15 protein-coding genes are annotated in these 19,074 nt (G+C 70.2%); 6 read left to right on the forward strand and 9 right to left on the reverse strand.

Going from position 1 to position 19,074, the window contains the following annotated elements:
* Positions 1–112 precede the first annotated feature (112 nt).
* Both ACFY1L_RS04675 and ACFY1L_RS04680 read right to left on the reverse strand, forming a co-directional pair.
* Positions 113–1,954, reverse strand: coding sequence for a hypothetical protein (locus ACFY1L_RS04675; RefSeq protein WP_388818081.1), 1,842 nt, complete (start codon positions 1,952–1,954; stop codon positions 113–115).
* A 146-nt stretch (positions 1,955–2,100) separates the two neighbouring features.
* Positions 2,101–2,352 carry a helix-turn-helix domain-containing protein gene (locus ACFY1L_RS04680; RefSeq protein WP_388818084.1) on the reverse strand — a complete coding sequence of 84 codons (252 nt, stop codon included), beginning with the start codon at positions 2,350–2,352 and terminating at the stop codon, positions 2,101–2,103.
* Positions 2,353–2,384: 32 nt separating this feature from the next.
* Here ACFY1L_RS04680 and map point away from each other — a divergent pair, with 32 nt between their 5' ends.
* From map to ACFY1L_RS04695, 3 genes are all read left to right on the forward strand, one after another.
* Positions 2,385–3,170 carry a type I methionyl aminopeptidase gene (map, locus tag ACFY1L_RS04685; RefSeq protein WP_388818087.1) on the forward strand — a complete coding sequence of 262 codons (786 nt, stop codon included), beginning with the start codon at positions 2,385–2,387 and terminating at the stop codon, positions 3,168–3,170.
* Positions 3,171–3,263: 93 nt separating this feature from the next.
* Positions 3,264–3,512: a hypothetical protein gene (locus ACFY1L_RS04690; RefSeq protein ID WP_388818090.1), complete on the forward strand. Its 249-nt coding sequence runs from the start codon at positions 3,264–3,266 to the stop codon at positions 3,510–3,512.
* A 112-nt stretch (positions 3,513–3,624) separates the two neighbouring features.
* Positions 3,625–6,174: an ATP-dependent Clp protease ATP-binding subunit gene (locus ACFY1L_RS04695; protein ID WP_388818093.1), complete on the forward strand. Its 2,550-nt coding sequence runs from the start codon at positions 3,625–3,627 to the stop codon at positions 6,172–6,174.
* A 3-nt stretch (positions 6,175–6,177) separates the two neighbouring features.
* Here the strand turns inward: ACFY1L_RS04695 and ggt are convergent, their stop codons facing one another.
* The gene (gene ggt / locus ACFY1L_RS04700) at positions 6,178–7,992 is read right to left on the reverse strand and encodes a gamma-glutamyltransferase (RefSeq protein ID WP_388818096.1); all 1,815 of its coding nucleotides are present in this window, start codon (positions 7,990–7,992) and stop codon (positions 6,178–6,180) included.
* Positions 7,993–8,135: 143 nt separating this feature from the next.
* On the opposite strand from ggt, the gene ACFY1L_RS04705 reads away from it, so the two are divergent.
* Positions 8,136–8,894, forward strand: a complete 759-nt coding sequence (locus tag ACFY1L_RS04705; protein WP_388818098.1) for a hypothetical protein — start codon at positions 8,136–8,138, stop codon at positions 8,892–8,894.
* Between the two features lie 116 nt (positions 8,895–9,010).
* Positions 9,011–10,576 (forward strand): CocE/NonD family hydrolase, encoded by a 1,566-nt coding sequence (locus ACFY1L_RS04710; protein WP_388818099.1) that lies wholly within the window; start codon positions 9,011–9,013, stop codon positions 10,574–10,576.
* A 163-nt stretch (positions 10,577–10,739) separates the two neighbouring features.
* Here ACFY1L_RS04710 and ACFY1L_RS04715 read toward each other — a convergent pair whose 3' ends face one another.
* Together ACFY1L_RS04715 and ACFY1L_RS04720 are read right to left on the reverse strand one after the other, a co-directional pair.
* Positions 10,740–11,483: an amino acid ABC transporter ATP-binding protein gene (locus ACFY1L_RS04715; protein WP_388818101.1), complete on the reverse strand. Its 744-nt coding sequence runs from the start codon at positions 11,481–11,483 to the stop codon at positions 10,740–10,742.
* Positions 11,484–11,597: 114 nt separating this feature from the next.
* On the reverse strand, positions 11,598–12,005 hold the full coding sequence (locus ACFY1L_RS04720) for a DUF6278 family protein (RefSeq protein WP_388818103.1): 408 nt from the start codon (positions 12,003–12,005) through the stop codon (positions 11,598–11,600).
* Between the two features lie 153 nt (positions 12,006–12,158).
* On the opposite strand from ACFY1L_RS04720, the gene ACFY1L_RS04725 reads away from it, so the two are divergent.
* A complete protein-coding gene (locus ACFY1L_RS04725; RefSeq protein WP_388818105.1) occupies positions 12,159–13,931 on the forward strand; it encodes an SGNH/GDSL hydrolase family protein in 1,773 nt (590 codons plus the stop codon).
* A gap of 26 nt (positions 13,932–13,957) precedes the next feature.
* Here ACFY1L_RS04725 and ACFY1L_RS04730 read toward each other — a convergent pair whose 3' ends face one another.
* From ACFY1L_RS04730 to ACFY1L_RS04745, 4 genes are all read right to left on the reverse strand, one after another.
* On the reverse strand, positions 13,958–14,737 hold the full coding sequence (locus tag ACFY1L_RS04730; RefSeq protein ID WP_388818106.1) for an exodeoxyribonuclease III: 780 nt from the start codon (positions 14,735–14,737) through the stop codon (positions 13,958–13,960).
* 65 nt (positions 14,738–14,802) lie between these two features.
* Complete coding sequence (locus ACFY1L_RS04735) at positions 14,803–15,438, reverse strand: MBL fold metallo-hydrolase (RefSeq protein WP_388818108.1); 636 nt, start codon at positions 15,436–15,438, stop codon at positions 14,803–14,805.
* 84 nt (positions 15,439–15,522) lie between these two features.
* The gene (gene pcaC / locus ACFY1L_RS04740) at positions 15,523–16,836 is read right to left on the reverse strand and encodes a 4-carboxymuconolactone decarboxylase (RefSeq protein ID WP_388818110.1); all 1,314 of its coding nucleotides are present in this window, start codon (positions 16,834–16,836) and stop codon (positions 15,523–15,525) included.
* A gap of 468 nt (positions 16,837–17,304) precedes the next feature.
* Entirely contained in the window at positions 17,305–18,510 is a 1,206-nt protein-coding gene (locus ACFY1L_RS04745; protein WP_388818112.1) for a tyrosine-type recombinase/integrase, read from the reverse strand.
* Between the last annotated feature and the right edge of the window lie 564 nt (positions 18,511–19,074).

The following is a 19,074-nucleotide window of genomic DNA, read 5'->3' on the forward strand; positions in this document are numbered from 1 at the left end:
TAAGCCTCCGGGACGGCCTTGCCAAGACCATCGCCGTTAACCCGCGGAGTCGATCACGTTTCGCACTCCTGTGGGTGAGTGGAGTGGCTGGTGAGGGGTGGAAGGGGCTGTGTCAGGCGGCGAAACCGGCGACCCGGAGGGCGTGCACCAGATCCCAGTGTCGCTCGTCCGAAACACCCTGCGCAGCCTCGAGCAGCAGCGGCACGAGGGCCTGCGGGTCGGGTTCGGCGCTGCGGGCCGCCTCCTCGGGCGTACGGACGCGGACGTACGCGTCGAGCAGTGCGCGCACCTCGCGGCGACGTCCCTCTTCGGCCAGCCCCAGCACGGCCCGCCCTATCTCACCGGCGGGACGGGCGACGCCCTGCCGCAGGATCTGCTCCCCGTCCTCCCCGCGCCCGGCCGCGACCAGGGCGTCGGCCGCGGCGACGAGCTTGTCGGCGGGCAGCGAGGCGGCCTCCCACAGCAGGGTCGCCCAGTCGGCGCCCAGCCCCGCGCGCTGCAGCCCGGCGGCGAGCAGCGGGAACCTGGCGGCGGGCCAGTAGGCGGCCTCCACGAGCAGCGCGTGCGCCTCGCCCGTGCGCCCCTCGGTCCGCAGCCGCACCAGCGTCCGAACGGCCCCGGCGACCTCCCGCGGCCCCTCCGCATCCAACGGCTCCGGCTCCGGCTGCGGCTGCGACTCCTCCACCTCGGCGGCCCCGGCGAACCGCGCTCCGCGCGGGTTGCGGCCGGTGCCGGCGGCCGGGGTGGGCAGCGTCGGCAGGGTGGGATCGGCGGTCGGCGGTACGACGACGGGGGCGGCCTCTTCCTCGGCCATGCCGGCGAAGCGGGCACTGCCTCGGCGGCGCTTGCGCTGCTTGGGGGCCGGTTGTTCGGGTGCCGACTGTTCCGGGGCGGGCGATTCTGCGGGTGCGGGTTCCGGGGCGGCGTGTTCCCGCATGTGCTGTACCGGGCCGGACGGCTGCGGCGCGTGCAGCTGGGCCGGGTCCGGGAAGTCGGCGCCGTAGGGGGCGGGAGGCTGCGGCGCGGTTGGATTTGTGGGTTCGAAGGGGCCGCGGTGCTGTGCGCCGCCCTGGTTCGCGGCCTCGAACGGGCCACGGTACTGCGGGGTGCCCGGAGCAGCTGCCTCGTACGGATGGTCCGACCCGGCCCGGGCCTCAGGGGCGTACGAGTCGCGCCGTATTCCCCTGTTGCCGGGGTCGTGCGCCTCTCGCCGCACCCCCGCACCGCCGCGGTCGTACGAGCCGTGCTCCTGCGAGGCGTACGGGGCGCGCTCTCCCGGAAAGCCGGAGTCACCGGAGCCGTAGGAGCCATGCCCACCCGCCTGCGCCTCGCCCGGGCGTCCGTCACCCGACGCCGTCTGCTCCCCCGCGAACTCCCGGTCGATCCGGTACACGGCCCCCTCCCGCAGGTGCCCGCGGCTGATCGCCGCCGCCTGGCCGCCGGCCGTGCGGCGGTCCGAGTCGGCCATGCGGGAACGGAGTTCGGCGCAGCGGGCGGTGGCACGTTCGTGATCGTCGCGGGCCCAGGCGAGGTCGAGGCGGATGGCGTCGGCCTCCTGCTGGGTGGCCGCGGAGGCGAGCAAGCGGCCCAGTTCCGCCTGGCGTTCGGCGGCGTAGCGCTGTTCGCGGAGCATGACGTCGAGCCGGTCACCCAGGGCGTCACGGCCGCCGGGCCGGGCGTCGAAATCGGCGAGCGCCGCCAAGTGCAGTGCGCGGGCCCGGTCCTGCTCCTGTGCCGCGGCACCGGGGCCGTACTCGACGGCGAGATCCTGCAGCAGCGCCTCCACCACGTCCCAGGGCGGCACTTCACGCCCCTCGAGACAGGCCCGCATACCGTCGGGATCGCGCTGCCAGAACACCGCGCACCAGCCGCCGCCCGGATCCAGGCGCGTCAGCAGGCGGTCCAGGTAGTCCACGAACTCCCGCAACCTACCCGGGAGTTGATCCACAGCCATCGCTCAACTCCCGCCAGACCGGAGCACTCCGGTCCGTAGGCAACACCAGTTGTGTTACGGGTGTGCTACGGGGAGTTTTCGACGGGCGCGCAGACGCGTCATTACGCGATCTTGACCGATGTGCGTCGGATCCCGCCCGACGTACGTCACGCGGCCAGCAACGCGCACCGCTCCACCAACTCGTCCATCGACAACCCGAGCGCCCGGGCGAGCGCGGCGACCGTGAAGAAGGCCGGGGTCGGCGCCCGTCCGGTCTCGATCTTGCGAAGCGTCTCCGCGGAGATGCCCGCCTGAGCCGCGACGGCCGTCATGCTCCGCCCGCCACGGGCCTCACGGAGCAACCGCCCGAGACGCTCGCCGCGTTCGCGCTCTTCGGGGGTGAGAGGGGTGCGCACCATGCCGTCATTCTAATACCGGTATAGTAATTGGCATGGTGGAGCTGAAGACAGACACATCGATCGACGCCATGTACGAGGCGGGACAGGTGGTCGGGCGGGCCCTGACGGCCGCACGAGACGCCGCCGACGTGGGCGTTTCCCTGCTGGAGCTGGACGAGGTGGCACGCGGGGTGCTGCGGGAGGCGGGCGCGTCCTCGCCCTTCCTCGGCTACCGCCCCTCCTTCGCCCCCTTCCCCTTTCCCGCCGTCATCTGCGCCTCGGTGAACGACGCGATCGTGCACGGCATCCCGACCGCCTACCGCCTGCGCGACGGCGACCTGGTCTCCATCGACTGCGGCGCCGAGCTGGCCGGCTGGGTGGGCGACTCGGCGATCAGCTTCACGGTCGGCACCCCGCGCCCGGCGGACGTACGGCTGATCGAGACGGCCGAGCGCGCCCTGGAGGCCGGCATCGCGGCGGCCGTCGTGGGCAACCGCATCGGCGACATCGCGCACGCCATCGGTTCGGTGTGCCGGTCGGCGGGCTACGGCATCCCGGACGGTTTCGGCGGACATGGCATCGGACGCCGGATGCACGAGGACCCGGGGGTACCGAACGAGGGCCGGCCCGGCCGCGGAATGCCGCTGCGCCACGGCATGGCCCTCGCGATCGAGCCGATGGTGATCGGGAGCGGGCGGGACGGCTATCACGCGGCTCAGGACGGCTGGACCCTGCGTACGAACGACGGCTCCCGCGCAGCTCACGCGGAGCACACGGTGGCGATCACGGACGCCGGGCCACGGATCCTCACCGAGCGCAATTCAAGCTCCGCGAACTGATCACCCTGGTCTCGCAGGACCCCATGCTGCTGGACGGCACGATCCCCCCGTGGGCCTCGGAGGACGGCAGCTGTCCGGCGGTCGGCGCCTCGGGTGGCCATCGCCCGGGCGCTCGTACGGGACACCCCGGTCCTGGTGCTGGACGAGCCTACGACGGGCCTGGACGGCGACTCGGCCCGGCGGGTGATGGATCCGCTGCGCCGCCTCGTCGCGTCCCGCACCACGTTCCTGATCACGCACGACCCCCAACTGGCCGCCCGGGCCGATGTCGTCCTGCCCGTGGGAGAACTGGCCGCGTTCCTGGAGGTGCCCCCCTCGGGCGGTCGTGCGAAGGTGGTGTAACCGGTCCGAAGGTGGTGTAACCGGGCCCTTGCGGGGGCACCCGCGTGGACCGGCACGTCGATCAGCGAGCGCGTCCCGTCAGGCGCGGGACGCCGGAACGGAACGAACGCTCATGACCAGCGGATTCAACGGTCCAGGCGACTTCGGATCGGATCCCTTCGGAGAATTCCTCGCCCGCTTCTTCGGTGGCCCGCGCCCGGGCCCCCGGCAGATCGACATCGGGAGGCTGCTCAGTCAGCCCGCCCGGGAGCTGGTCCGCGGCGCGGCCCAGTACGCCGCCGAGCACGGCAGCCGCGACCTGGACACCCAACATCTGCTGCGGGCCGCGCTGGCCACGGAGCCGACCCGCAGCCTGCTCAGCCGCGCCGGCGCCGACCCCGACTCGCTCGCCTCGGAGATCGACGAGCGCTCCGGCCCGGTGCAGCACACCCCGGACCAGGCACCGCCGCCCACCTCGCTCTCCCTCACCCCGGCCGTCAAGCGCGCCCTGCTGGACGCGCACGACCTGGCGCGGGCGAGCGGCGCCGGCTACATCGGCCCCGAGCACGTCCTCAGCGCCCTGGCCGCGAACCCGGACTCGGCCGCCGGACACATCCTCAACGCGGCCCGTTTCGCGCCCTCCGCACTGCCGCCCGAGACCCCCGCGGACACCACGCAGCCCCGCAGTGAACGCCCTCGCTCCACCGGCACCCCGACCCTCGACAAGTACGGCCGCGATCTCACCGACCTGGCCCGGCAGGGCCGTATCGACCCGGTGATCGGACGGGACGAGGAGATCGAGCAGACCATCGAGGTGCTCTCCCGCCGCGGCAAGAACAACCCGGTGCTGATCGGGGACGCGGGCGTCGGCAAGACCGCCGTGGTGGAGGGGCTCGCGCAGCGGATCGCCGACGGGGACGTGCCCGACGTGCTGATCGGGCGGCGGGTCGTCGCCCTCGACCTCACCGGGGTCGTCGCGGGCACCCGCTACCGGGGCGACTTCGAGGAACGCCTGAACAACATCGTCGGCGAAATCCGCGCCCACTCCGACCAGTTGATCGTCTTCATCGACGAGATGCACACCGTCGTCGGCGCCGGTGGCGGCGGCGAGGGCGGCGGAGCGATGGACGCCGGCAACATCCTCAAGCCGGCGCTGGCCCGCGGCGAACTGCACATCGTCGGCGCGACCACCCTGGAGGAGTTCCGCCGGGTCGAGAAGGACGCGGCGCTGGCCCGCCGCTTCCAGCCGATCCTGGTGCCGGAGCCGTCCGTCGCCGACACCATCGAGATCCTGCGCGGCCTGCGCGACCGTTACGAGGCCCACCACCAGGTCAGCTACAGCGACGAGGCCCTGGTCGCCGCCGTGGAACTCTCCGACCGCTACCTGACCGACCGCCGCCTGCCCGACAAGGCCATCGACCTGATCGACCAGGCAGGCGCCCGGGTCCGGCTGCGCGCCCGTACGAAGGGCACGGACGTACGGGCCCTGGAGCGCGAGATCGAGCAGCTGACCTGCGACAAGGACCAGGCGGTCGCCGACGAGAAGTACGAGACCGCGACCCAACTCCGCGACCGGATCACCGAGTTGAAGCAGCGGATCGCGGACACCTCGGGCAGCGACGAGGCCGACGAGGGCCAACTGGAGGTGACCGCCGAAGCGATCGCCGAGGTCGTGTCCCGGCAGACCGGCATCCCGGTCGCCAGCCTCACCCAGGAGGAGAAGGAGAAACTGCTCGGCCTGGAGGAACACCTCCACCAGCGGGTCGTCGGCCAGAACGAGGCCGTCGGCGTGGTCGCCGAGGCGGTCATGCGCTCCCGCGCCGGACTCGCCAGCCCCGACCGCCCGATCGGCAGCTTCCTCTTCCTCGGCCCGACCGGCGTCGGCAAGACCGAACTGGCCCGCGCACTCGCCGAGGCCCTGTTCGGCAGCGAGGAACGCATGGTCCGCCTGGACATGAGCGAGTACCAGGAGCGCCACACCGTCAGCCGCCTGGTGGGCGCCCCGCCCGGCTACGTGGGCCACGAGGAGGCGGGCCAGCTCACCGAGGTGGTACGCCGACACCCGTACTCGCTCCTCCTGCTGGACGAGGTCGAGAAGGCCCACCCGGACGTCTTCAACATCCTCCTCCAGGTGCTCGACGACGGCCGCCTGACCGACTCCCAGGGCCGCACGGTCGACTTCACCAACACGGTGATCGTCATGACCAGCAACCTGGGCTCCGAGGCGATCACCCGCCGCGGCACCGGCATCGGCTTCGGAACGGGCGGCGCGGACGCCGACGAGGAGGCACGCCGCGAACAGATCCTCCGCCCCCTGCGCGAACACTTCCGCCCGGAATTCCTCAACCGAATCGACGAGATCGTCGTCTTCCGCCAGCTCACCAGCGACCAACTCCGGCAGATCACCAACCTGCTGCTCGAGAAGACCCGCCGCCTCATGCACGCACAGGGCATCACGGTCGACTTCACCGACTCGTCCGTCGACTGGCTGGCGGAACGCGGCTTCCAGCCGGAGTACGGCGCCCGCCCCCTGCGCCGCACCATCCAGCGCGAGGTGGACAACCAACTCTCGCGACTGCTGCTGGACGGGCGGGTCAAGGAGGGCGGCAGGGTGACGGTGGACGTCGAGGACGGACGCCTCGCATTCCGAACGGAAGGTGAGACGCCCGCCCCCGAGTTGTGACGCCTACGGCGCCGGGTACACCACCTGCGCCGACCCGCCGCCCCGCCGTACCGTCTCGGCAGCAGCCAGCCACTTCCCGTTCGGCAACCGCTGCACACCAGTCGCCGCACCGATCTCGGGGTTGAGCTTGAACGAGTGCCCGATAGCCTCAAGTTGGGCCCTGAGACCAGTCGCGCTGGTGTCGTTGTACAGCGCGGGCTCCAGCTCGGTCTGCGCAGCATTCCGCTGACTGGCCCGCGGCGCCGCAATCGCATCGACGAGCGGCAGATGCCGGTCCAGGAACTCGGTCAGAACCTGCAGCACGGTCGTGATGATGGTCGCCCCACCCGGCGAACCCACCGCCACCACGGGCTTGTTGTGCTTGTCCAGGACAATCGTCGGCGAGATCGACGACCGCGGCCGCTTCCCCGGCCCCGGCAGATTCGGGTCGTGCACAGCGGGGTTGGCCGGCGTGAACGAGAAGTCCGTCAGCTCGTTGTTGAGCAGGAACCCACGCCCGGGCACGGTGATCGCACTGCCCCCGGTCTGCTCAATCGTGAGCGTGTAGGAAACGACGTTCCCCCACTTGTCGGCCACCGTGAGGTGCGTCGTGTTCTCACCTTCGTACGTCGTCGGAGCCGCCGTACCACCGGTGTTGCAGGAAGCCGGGTTCCGCGGATCACCCGGCGCCACCGGACTCGTCAGAACCGCATCGTCCTTGATCAGGCACGCGCGCGAGTCGGCGTACTTCTGAGACAGCAGCTCCTTCGTCGGTACGTCCTCGAAGGCGGGGTCGCCGACCCAGCGCCCGCGGTCCGCGAACGCGATCCGGCTGGCCTCGATGTAGTGGTGCAGGTACTGGACCTCGCTCGCCTTCGAAAGATCCGTGTTCTCAAGGATGTTGAGCGCCTCACCCACCGTCGTGCCGCCGGAGGAGGACGGCGCGATCGAGTTGACCTTCAAGCCCCGGTACGACGTCTCCGTGGGCGCCTGCAGCTTGGCACGGTAGGCCGCGAGGTCCTTGTCGGACAGCTTGCCCGGACGGGCGTTCCAGCCCGAACTCGGGTCCACCGGTGGGTTGTTCACCGTGTCGACGATGTCCTGCCCCAGGTCACCGCGGTAGATCGCGCCGACGCCCTTCTTGCCCAACTCCTCGTAGGTCTTGGCAAGTTCAGGGTTCTTGAACGTGGCCCCGACCACCGGCAGCTGCCCACCCGGCAGGAACAGCTTCGCCGTGTCGGGGAAGTACCGGAACCGCGTCTCGTTGGAGGCGGTCTGCGACCGGAACGTGTCGTCGACCGTGAACCCGTCCCGAGCGATCCGCTCGGCCGGCTTCAGCACGGCCCCGAGTCTCCTGCTCCCCCACTTGTCCAGCGCCGTCTGCCAGGTCGCAGGCGTCCCCGGCGTCCCGACGCTCAGCCCGCTGCTGACGGCGTCGGCGAAGGCGAGCGGCTTGCCGTTCTCCACGAAGAGGTTGGAGTCGGCGGTGAGCGGCGCGGCCTCGCGGCCGTCGATGGTGTGCACCGTACGGGACTTGGCGTCGTAGTAGACGAAGTAGCCGCCTCCGCCGATGCCGGAGGAGTAGGGCTCGGTGACGCCGAGCGCGGCGGCCGTGGCGACGGCCGCGTCGACCGCGTTGCCGCCCTTCCTGAGGACCTCGATACCGGCGGCGGAGGCGTCCGCGTCGACGCTCGCGACCGCACCGCCGTAGCCGACGGCGACCGGAACCTTCGCAGGGGTGCCGCTCGTTGTGGCGGCGGGTGGTGCGGCCGCCCCCACCGACACCACGGCGGCCGAGACCGCCAGGACCGACAGTTTCCGTGCGACAGGGCGACGCATCCGTACCTCCAGTCAGGACCGTCCGCGCAGCGTAACCGCATGCTCCGGGGCCCCAACAGACCCATTCCGGCTGCTGTCATGCGAAAGCCACAGATCGAACACCGGTACGTACCAGCCATGTCGGCCCGCTACCATGCGCGCCCATGAATGACGACGTGCGCAACATCGTCCTGGGCGTGGTCGCGGCGGGCATCAGTGCCACGCTCGGCTGGCTGGCCCGCACCTACCTGTGGCGGCGGAAGCTCCGCCGCAAGCAGGCGTTCTTCGGGCTGCCCGACAACTCCGAGTCGCTGCTCGTCGTCAACCGCGACGCAGCCAGCGCCGACCTCGCGGTGCACCGCTACGACGTGTTCGCACTCCTGGAGCTCTCCGCGCTCATCAAGGACTGCGGCGCGAACGCCGAGGTGGTCACGCAGGACGCGGCCCGGCAGGGCTTCGGCGAGCGCACCGAGTTCTGCGTCGGCGGCCCGAGTTCGAACCGGCGCATGGCGGCCCACATGAACGCCATGCTGCCCGGGGTGCGCGTCAACACCGACCCGGAACCGGGCCCGGACCGGCTGGCCTTCCAGATCGGCAGCGAGCGCTACCGCATGGAGAAGGGCCTGTCCGAACACGTACTGCTGGCCAGGCTCACGGCCGGGCAACCCGGCCTGACCCGCCCCGTCTTCCTGTTCTGCGGCCAGACCGCGATCACCAACCAGGCCGCGACCCGCTACCTCGCCCGCAACCACGAGAGACTGGCCCGCAAGTACGGCAACAACGCGTTCGTCCTCCTGCTGAAGGTGGTCAACTCGCAGGCGTACGGCCCCGACGTCGCCGAGTTGGTCGCGGACGTGACACGGGCGGCGCAGACACCGCTGCCGACACCCGCGGCTCCCCGCAACTCCCACCGCGCCTCCTGAATTCATTCACACCACAACAATCGTTACTCCCACGTAACTTACCGACGGGTTACTTCCGGTAAGGGCCCGAGGTTACCGTTCGGTCACTTTGCACTGACACGAGTGAGGAGTGACCTGTGGGACACCATCGCAAGGCCCTGCGTACGACCGCCGTGGGCGCCGTCTCCGCGACACTGATCGCCGGTGGCGTCCTCGGAGTCGCCCCCACCGCCCAGGCGGCGAGCGCCGTCCGCTTCGTCGACATCACCGGCGACGGCGGCACCGTCCTGAAGGCGAACGTCATCACGCCCGCGGGCGCCGACGGCACGCGCCGCTACCCGCTGCTCGTGCTCCCCACGAGCTGGGGCCTGCCCCAGGTCGAGTACCTCGCACAAGCCCAGAAGCTCGCCGACTCGGGCTACATCGTGGTCAGTTACAACGTGCGCGGCTTCTGGCAGTCCGGCGGTGAGATAGAAGTGGCGGGACCGCCCGACATAGCCGACGCCTCCAAGGTCATCGACTGGGCGCTCGCCAACACCCCATCGGACTCGAAGCACATCGGCATGGCGGGCGTCTCGTACGGCGCGGGCATCAGCCTGATCGCCGCCGCGCACGACAAGCGCATCAAGGCGGTCGCCTCCCTCAGCGGCTGGGCCGACCTGATCGGCTCGATCTACTCCGGCCGCACCCAGCACGTCCAGGCGGCCGGCCTGCTGGACGGCGCAAGCCTCGTCACCGGCCGCCAGAGCCCCGAAATCCGGCAGATCTTCAACGACTTCTACACCTCCAACCTGTCCAGGGAACAGGACATCATCAACTGGGGGAAGAAACGTTCGGCCGGGACATACGTGGACCAGCTCAACAAGAACGGCGCGGCCGTCATGCTCGCCAACTCCTGGGGCGACACGATCTTCCCGCCCAACCAGTACGCGGACTTCTACGAGAAGCTGACCGGCCCGAAGCGACTGGAGTTCCGCCCCGGCGACCACGCGACCGCCGAGCTGACCGGCCTGTTCGGGCTGCCCAACGACGTCTGGACCGACACCGAGCGCTGGTTCGACCACTACCTCAAGGGCGAGGACAACGGCATCGACCGCGAGCAGCCGGTGCAGCTCAAGTCCCGTTCCACGGGCGGCTACGAGGGCTATCCGGACTGGAAGTCGGTCGCCGCGACCGAGCGGAAGATCGCTCTGGCGGGCACGACCACGATCCACACGAACGTGGACTCGGGTGCCGACGGCGGCATCGTCTTCCTGTCCAGCATCCTCGACCAGGTGGCCCAGCTGCCCCCGATGGCCTCCATCCCCCTGCTCCCCCGCCGCTGGGCCGCCGTGTGGCAGTCGGAGAAGTACGTCACGACCCAACAGATCCGTGGTACGGCCCAGTTGCACACCACGGTCACCCCGACCAAGGAGAGCGGCACCCTCGTCGCCTACCTCTACGACGTGGGGCCGCTCGGCCTCGGCAAGCTGGTCAGCAACGCGCCGTACACCTTCCACGGGCTCACGCCCGGAAAGCCGTTCGGTCTCGACCTGGAGCTGTTCTCCACGGCCTACGACGTCCCGGCAGGGCACCGGCTGGCCCTGGTCGTCGACACGGTCGACCCGCTCTACATCGAGCACAACCCGTCCGGCGCGCAGCTGACCTTCTCCTCGCCGGCGAACGACCCGTCGTACGTGTCGATCCCGCTGCGCGAGCAGTGATCTCCGGCTGCCACCGGCCGGGTACGGCTCCGTGACTGCGGCCCCCTACGGTCCGTCAAGGACCGTGGGGGATCCCCGTCCGGCGGCGTCCCTCGGGGTCGCCGCCGATGCGGGGATGAACGGCACATCGTAGTCGAGGTCCGAGGACACGACTTCCTCCCGCTCAGTGCTTGAGGATCTTGGACAGGAAGTCCTTGGCGCGCTCGGTGCGCGGTGCGGTGAAGAACTCCTCGGGGGTGCGGTCCTCGATGATGCGGCCGTCGGACATGAAGACGACGCGGTTGGCGGCGGAGCGGGCGAAGCCCATCTCATGGGTGACGACGACCATCGTCATGCCCTCGCGGGCGAGTTGACGCATGACCTCCAGGACCTCGTTGATCATCTCCGGGTCGAGTGCGGAGGTCGGCTCGTCGAACAGGAGCGCCTTGGGCTCCATCGCCAGGGCGCGGGCGATCGCCACGCGCTGCTGCTGGCCGCCGGAGAGCTGCGCCGGGAACTTGGGCGCCTGGTCGGCGAGTCCGACGCGGTCGAGGAGCCGGCGCGAGCGCTGGTCGGCGTCCTCCCTCTTGCGTCCGCGGACCTTGATCTGACCCAGCGAGACGTTCTGCAGGACGGTCTTGTGGGCGAAGAGGTTGAACGACTGGAAGACCATGCCGACATCGGCACGGAGCCGTGCGAGGGCCTTGCCCTCCTCGGGCAGCGGCTGTCCGTCGAGCAGGATCACGCCGGAATGGATGGTCTCCAGCCGGTTGATCGTTCTGCACAGCGTCGACTTTCCCGACCCGGACGGGCCGATGACCACGACCACCTCCCCCTTGCCGACGGTGAGGTCGATGTCCTGCAGGACATGCAGCTCACCGTAGTACTTGTTGACTTCCCGCAGTTCGATCAACGGATCGACGGCCATACGCAGCCCTACCCACTCTCAGCGGTGCCGTGGTTGCCGCAAACTATCCACATAAAGGTGGAGTTAATACACGACACGCACTTTTCGGGCATTAGCCGTATTTACGTCCACGCTTCATACCTCCGCGACCTCGGCGTACCGCTGCGAGAGCTCCGGCACGCCGCTCGCGGCCCACTCGTGGCCGGAGGTCACGACGTCGAACTCGCGGCCGGAGGCGAGCCGTACGACCGGCTCGTCGTCCGGCGAGATCTCCCAGACCGCGCCCGGCACGGTGCGCACGATCACGGTGCCCAGATACAGGCCGGCGTCGTTGCCGAGCCAGGGCAGCACCTCGGCGTCGTCCCGCCAGCGCGGCAGCAGCTGGTCCAGCGCCTCCAACGAGGCGGCGGAGTCGTCGAGTTGGACGCCCTCCTGGGACGCCTGAGAGCGGAGCAGTTCGCACTCGGAGAGGAGTTCGGCGAGGCCCTCCGGGTCGCGCACCGGGGGACTGTCGCGTCGCTTGCCCAGGAATGGGATGTTCATAAGCTCAGCCTCGCATCGTCCACGGCCTGGCACCACAGGGCGCGCACGGTGCCCACGGCGCCGCCCCTGCTTGGCCTGAGTGTCACCTGTGCACCTCCTTCACCTGTGGCTACTGTCGTGACGTCAGTGCCCCGGCAGGGAGGGAGTCCGGACGTGCGCCTACGGCCCTTGAAGCGAGGACTCCCGACAGTCGCCGTCGCGGTGCTCGCCCTGTGCGCGGTGACCGTTCCCGCCGGAGCCGTACAGGCCGCGCCCCGGGGCGGGCCGCTGCCGCTGGAGCGGCTCTTCGACGGCTCGGCGGTCAGCGACGACGCCCACCCGGACGCGGCGGACTTCGACGGCTCGGGCGCCTCGCTGTCGGCGCAGGACCTGGCGGTGGCGGGCTGGACGCCCGGCCGCACGCTGACCGTGCAGGGGGCCCGGCTGACCTGGCCGCACCGGCAGCCGGGCGAGCCGGACAACGTGCGGGCCGACGGGCAGGCGGTGCGCGTCAGCGGGCGCGGGGACGCCCTCGCCTTCCTGGTCGCGGGCACGGGCGGCGGCGAGGTCGGCGGCACGGGCACGGTCTCGTACCTGAACGGCGCCCGCTCCTCGTACCGGCTGACCGCCTCCGACTGGCGCACCGGGCCGCTCGCCACGAAGGCGGTCGCACTGCCGCACGTCAACACGCGCGACGGCCAAATCGCCGAGCAGGCACGGCTGTACGTGGTGACGGTGCCGCTGCTGCCGGGGCGCCAGGTGTCTTCCGTACGGCTGCCGCGCGCGGCCGGCCTGCATGTGTTCGCGCTGGCGGTGCGGGCGTCGAACCGGGGCTGGACGGGCAGTTGGGCGGCAGCGACCGGCGGCTATCCGGCCGTGGGGCCGTGGAGCGACCGGACGCTGCGGCTGGTGGTGCACACGTCGGCGGGCGGGCCACGGGTGCGGCTGCGGTTCGACAACACCTTCGCGGCGGCGCCGGTGCGGATCGGGAGCGCGACGGTGGCCGTGCAGGCGCAAGGGGCGACGCCGCGGGACGTGCCGGTCCCGCTGTCCTTCCGGGGCGCGGCGGGGGTCGAGATCCCGGCCGGGGCGCAGGCGTTCAGCGATCCGCTCGACTTCCGGGTGCCGACGGATACGAATCTCCTGGTGAGCTTCCATCTGCCGGACCCGGTCGCCGCGGCGCCCGTGCACCGGCTCGCGGTGCAGCGCTCGTACGTGAGCGGACCGGGCGATCATGCGGCGGACGGCTCTGCGGCGTCGTACACCACGATCCTGACGAGCTGGCCGCTGCTGACCGGGGTGGACGTGGGCGGCGGGCCGGGGTCGGTGGTGCTGCTCGGGGACTCGATCACCGATGGCGACAGGTCCACGACGGACGCGAACCGGCGGTGGCCCAATGTGCTGGCCACACGGCTGCTGAAGCAGACTGTGGTCCCGCACTATGGGGTGCTCAACCAGGGGATCTCCGGAAACCGTGTGGTCACCGACCGGTATCCCGGCGACGGGGTCTCCACGGACGCCGCCGGGGTGAGCGCCCTGCACCGGCTGGACCGCGATGTCCTCGCCCAGACCTCGGCCCGTACGGCGATCGTCTTCGAGGGCGTGAACGACGTGCGGTGGCAGACCACGGCCGCGCAGGTGATCGCGGGGCTGCGGGAGATCGCGGACCGGGGGCACGCGCGCGGGCTGCGGATGCTGGCGGCGACGATCCTGCCCTGCGAGGGGGAGGCGCTGTGCACGGCCGCGGCCGATGCCGAGCGGGTCGCCGTCAACGCCTGGATCCGGGGCACCGACGCGTTCGACGGCGTGCTCGACTTCGACTCCGTGCTGCGCGACCCCGCCCACCCGGCGCGGATACTGCCCGCGTACGACAGCGGGGACCATCTGCATCCCGGGGATGCGGGGTTGGCCGCCCTCGCGGAGTCGGTGGACCTGAAGCTCCTGTAGGGACCGGGCGCCGGCCCGGACGGGAGCTACACCTCCAGGTCGACGACCACCGGCGCATGGTCCGACGCACCCTTGCCCTTGCGCTCCTCGCGGTCCACGTAGGAGTCGGTGACCGCCTTGGCGAACGGCTCGTTGCCGTACACCAGGTCGATGCGCATGCCGCGGTTCTTCGGGAAGGCGAGCTGGCGGTAGTCCCAGTACGTGTACGGCTGGTCGTACTTCAGGGGGCGCGGGACGACGTCCGAGAGGCCGGCCTCGCGCAGGGAGGCGAGGGCGGCGCGCTCGGCCGGGGTGACGTGGGTGAGGCCCTCGAAGGCGGCCACGTCGTAGACGTCGTCGTCCGTCGGGGCCACGTTGTAGTCGCCGAGGACCGCGAAGGGGCGGCTGCCGCCCGCGTCGCCGGCGACGGCGGCCTTCAGGGCCTCGAACCACTGGAGCTTGTAGGCGTAGTGGGGGTGGTCCACCTCACGGCCGTTCGGCACGTACACCGACCAGACGCGGACCGGGCCGCAGGTCGCCGAGATGGCGCGGGGCTCCGGGGCGCCGTCGTACCCCGGGTCGCCGGGCAGGCCCTTGACGACGTCCTTGAGGCCTACGCGGGAGAGCACCGCCACGCCGTTCCACCGGCCGGTCGCGTTCACCGCCGACTCGTAGCCCAGGTCGCGCAGTTGGTCGAACGGGAACTGCTCCTCGGCCAGCTTGGCCTCCTGGAGGCAGAGCACGTCGGTGCCGCTGCTCTCCAGCCAGGCCAGGAGCCTCGGCAGGCGGGCGGTGATCGAGTTCACGTTCCAGGTCGCAATGCGCATGCCTCACAACCTACCGGGCGGGTCTGACAACGCCGCCGCCCCGCCCGCCGTCCCTGGGCCGGGGCTCAGACCTCCGCCGACTCGCCCGGGGTCAGGCGCAGGTGGTCGGAGCCGCCGAGCGCGCCGATCTGGCGGTCGTAGATCGGGCGGGCGAGGTCGGTGAGCAGGGCGTCGTGGATGTCGTAGGCGCGCTGGGGTTTGACCTCGCGGACGTACTCGATGACCTCGGAGATCTTGTTCCAGGGGGCCATGACCGGGAGCATCAGCGTCTCGACCGGGTGGTCGGGGACGGTGAGGGCGTCGCCGGGGTGGAAGACCTTGCCGCCGTCGATCAGGTAGCCGACGTTGGTGATGCGCGGGATGTCCGGGTGGATCACCGCGTGCAGTTCGCCGTGGACCTGGACGTCGAAGCCCGCGGCGGTGAAGGTGTCGCCGTGGCCGACGGTGTGCACGCGGCCCGGGAAGGCGGCCGCGATCCGTTCCGCCACGGAGGCGAGGGTCCAGATCTCGGCGGCCGGGTTGGCCTCCATGGCGGCCCGCAGCCGGCCCTCGTCGAAGTGGTCGGGGTGCTCGTGCGTGACGAGGATCGCGTCCGCGCCGACGGCGGCGTCCTGCTCGCTGAATCCGCCGGGATCGAGGACGAGCGTCCGCCCGTCCTTTTCGAGACGTACGCACGCGTGCGACTTCTTCGTGAGCTTCATGGCTCCCATCCTGCCGCGTCCCGCGGGAACCGGGGCGGTTGAGCCTGGTGCTCTCGCTGCCCGGCTGACGATCACTGCGTCGGGTCACTCCGTCGGGGTCGTCTCCTCCTTTATGACCTGCTGCGCCACCTTGAACGCGCTGTTCGCCGCCGGTACGCCGCAGTAGACCGCCGCCTGCAGCAGGACCTCCTTGATCTCGCTCGGCGTGAGGCCGTTGCGCAGCGCGGCGCGGGTGTGGAAGGCGAGCTCGTCCAGGTGGCCGCCCGCGACCAGGGCGGTGAGGGTGACGCAGCTGCGCGAGCGGCGGTCCAGGCCGGGCCGGTCCCAGATCTCGCCCCACGCGTACCGGGTGATGAACTCCTGGAAGTCCCCGGAGAACTCGTCGGCCTGCGCCAGCGCCCGGTCGACATGCGCGTCGCCGAGCACCTCGCGGCGGATCTTGATGCCGGCGTCGTAGGGGTCGGGCCGCCCGTTCGCCGGCGGAGGCACCATGACGGCCGGGGCGATCTCGGCAATCGGGGCCGACTGCGGCGGCTGCGGGGGCGGCGCGGCCAGGACCGGCTTGACCGGGGCCGCCGGGATGGCGATCTGGCCGGTGGAGGACTCGACGTAGCCGGGCTGCCAGGCGGTGGAGAAGTGCCGTACCAGAAGATCGGTGACGGCGGCGGGCTGCTCGACCGGCACCAGGTGCGAGGCACCGGGGACGACGGCGAGACGCGCGTCGGGGATGCCGGCGACCAGGGTGCGTGCCGCGGCGGGGCCGGTGACCTTGTCCTCCGAACCGACGAGGACGAGGGTCGGCACGCCGACGCTGCCCAGCTCGGACCGTACGTCGAAGGAGGCCAGCGCCTCGCAGGAGGCGATGTAGCAGCCGGGGTCCGTGGTGCGCACCATCTGCACGGCCCACTCGGTGATCGCGGGCTGCGCGGCGGCGAACCCGCTCGTGAACCAGCGGTCGGGGGACGTGCGGGCGATGGGGTCGAGCCCGTTCGTGCGCACTATCACGCCGCGCTGCCGGAACTCGTCGGCGGTGCCGAAGCGGGGCGAGGCGGCGATCACCGCGAGCGAGGCGAGCCGCTCCGGGTGGCGCAGGGCCAGCTCCAGCCCGATCGCGCCGCCGAGCGCGCAGCCCGCGTAGCCGAAGCGCTGCACGCCCAGCGAGTCGAGCGTGGCCAGCAGCCGGGAGCTGAGCTCGGCGACGGAGCCGGCCGGGTACGCCGGCGCGCCGCCATGCCCCGGCAGGTCGAAGCGGAAGACACGCCACTGCTTCGCCAGCTCCGGCACCTGGCGGTCCCACATGTGCCATGTGGTACCCAGGGAGGGGCCTAGAATCAGGACAGGGGCGTCTTCTGGCCCGTCAAAGCGGTATTGCAGGGTGTTCGGTGGTGTCTCGCTCACCCGTCAGACCCTCTCATCTGTCACGAGATGTCACATCGCCGGGGCGGACCGAGCGTGCCTTGCCCCGCTCCGGCACTGCCGGACCTACCGACGAGAACCCAGGTATACGTTCTCCGGCATGTACTCGTGGCCGTGCCGCCAGCGGACCCTCCGGGCGCGCGGCGCTCCTCCAGTCGCTGCGAGCAACGCTTTCCTCTTTGATCACGGCCGCACGGGCGGTTCGGGTTGCAGCATCGAGTGTGGCGCCACGGACGAGTCTCGGCGTGACTCACCTGGAAATTTTCCGAATCCCGCCCAACAGGAGCCTGAAGACCACACACCGTGAACGTTTGGTAGAAGGCTCGACCGTAGCCGGATGCTGTCGGTTCAGCCACCGGTCCAAAACCAGCAAGGGGACTCCGAACCCACCTCCCCCCAATCCCGCAGGCCACACGGCTCGCAGGTCGCTCGGCCCAAAGTCCGCGTGACTCACCCTTGCCCCTCCGCCGCACCCCCGTGAAGGCCATCCCAAGTGGTGGCAGCTCCGCGAAGATCTTCTACATCCGGCTTGACGTACCACCGCTTGGTCGTCTTTACGTTCGTATGTCCGGCCCATCGCGCGAGGATGTGGTCCGGGACGCCGTTGTTGGCCAGGAAGGTGAAGCACGACGAGCGTGCGTCGTAGAGCCTGACGCGACGGAGCCCGAGAAGCTCCATAAGCCGGTACGCGCGTCGGCGAAGTTGCTTGATCGTGAAGGCATCGCCCGCCTCATGCGCCAGCACGTAGCCCGACACCGTGTACGCCTCCCCCAGAGCGAGCCTCTCCTCGGCTTGGAGAGCCCGGAATGCCTTGAGGGCTCCCAGCACCAGCGCCGGCAGCGGCAGCTCCCGCTCACCTGCAAGAGACTTGGTGTCCTTCTCCACCACGTACCGGTTGCCCATCATCGTGCGCGTGTTGGCAATGACGATCGTGGCGTTCTCCAAGTCAACGTCTTCCCACCGGAGGCCACAGACTTCAGCTGGCCGAAGCCCCATCAGCGAAAGAAGAAGCGCAGCATAGAGACGCTCACCCCTAATTCCATGTATGAATTTCTGAACCTCCTGGACGTTCCAGGGCAGCACCTCCTCTTTAGTCTTCCGCTCTTCCTTGCGCGCTCTCCGGGGAATGGTCACGTACGCAGCGACATTGACGTACACCAGCCGCCGGGTAACGGCTCTCCCCAGCGCTTCCTTCAGCCGAGCGAGGCTCATATCCACACTCGTGACACTGAGTGGCGTCCCGGCTCTTTTACCGCGCACACGGCCATGCGCCAGCGCCCAGTCCCTCCACTCTTCCACGTGCTCTTCAGTAAGGTCCTGGAGCCGAATATTGCCGAGCTTCCCTCGAACTCGGTCCAGGGTGATTCTGTAGTTGTAGACGGTGGTTTCTTCGAGGTCCTCCGCTTTCATGGCCAGCCATCGGTCGAGCCACTCATTCACGGTGATCTTGTTGGGCGGTACAAGCGACCCATCATGCCGCCGATTGGTTAGGTTCGCGTGCTCAGCCCTAGCTTCCTTCAACGAGTCGAAGGTACGCCTCAACTGCTTACGCTTCCCAGTTTCGGGGTCGATTCCCGCGTCGACAACAAACCGGTATCGAACCTTCCCCTTCGAGTTCGGCGGAAGTTTCTTGATGGGATCGGACAGAATCCTCACACTCCTCGAACAGGGGGCATGACTTCACAACGCCGCGTCTACCGATCGAGGTAGGCAAACTGGCGGCACTATTCGCTATGGCTCCACCGCCAAGCACAGCCGGACGCGAACACCATTAATGCTCCGCACGATCCCCGGTTTCGGTAACCGGGGATCGTCTGCTATGTATCGCGCTGCGCTACAGGAGCCTGCCCCTCATCCCTTTCTTCGCCTCGGTCGGGCGGCCAGACGGTGCGAGCGGAGAGCGGCGGGCACGCCACCGGCGACAAGCACCAGTAGCCCGTCGCCGGTGCGGCGGTCGAGGTAGCTGGCCCACGAGACGCTCAAGGCGCCAAGCGACATGAGGATGAGGGCGGTGAAGACGGGCAGATCGGATTGCGGGAATCTGCGGGCGGACCTCCTTGGGGCTGCACTCGTGCACGAGACCGAGTGGCGCGGGCTGCGGACTGGGGACGGCCGACCGTCTGCCGGCTCTGTTCAGAGCCCCACATCCCTTCGCTGACCTGGCGTTTCTCGGCTCGTTGTACGTTGACATGATCCCGGAGGATGTTCCAGTCCGTTGGG

The sequence above is a fragment of the Streptomyces sp. NPDC001663 genome (assembly GCF_042893105.1).
Taxonomy (GTDB): domain Bacteria; phylum Actinomycetota; class Actinomycetes; order Streptomycetales; family Streptomycetaceae; genus Streptomyces.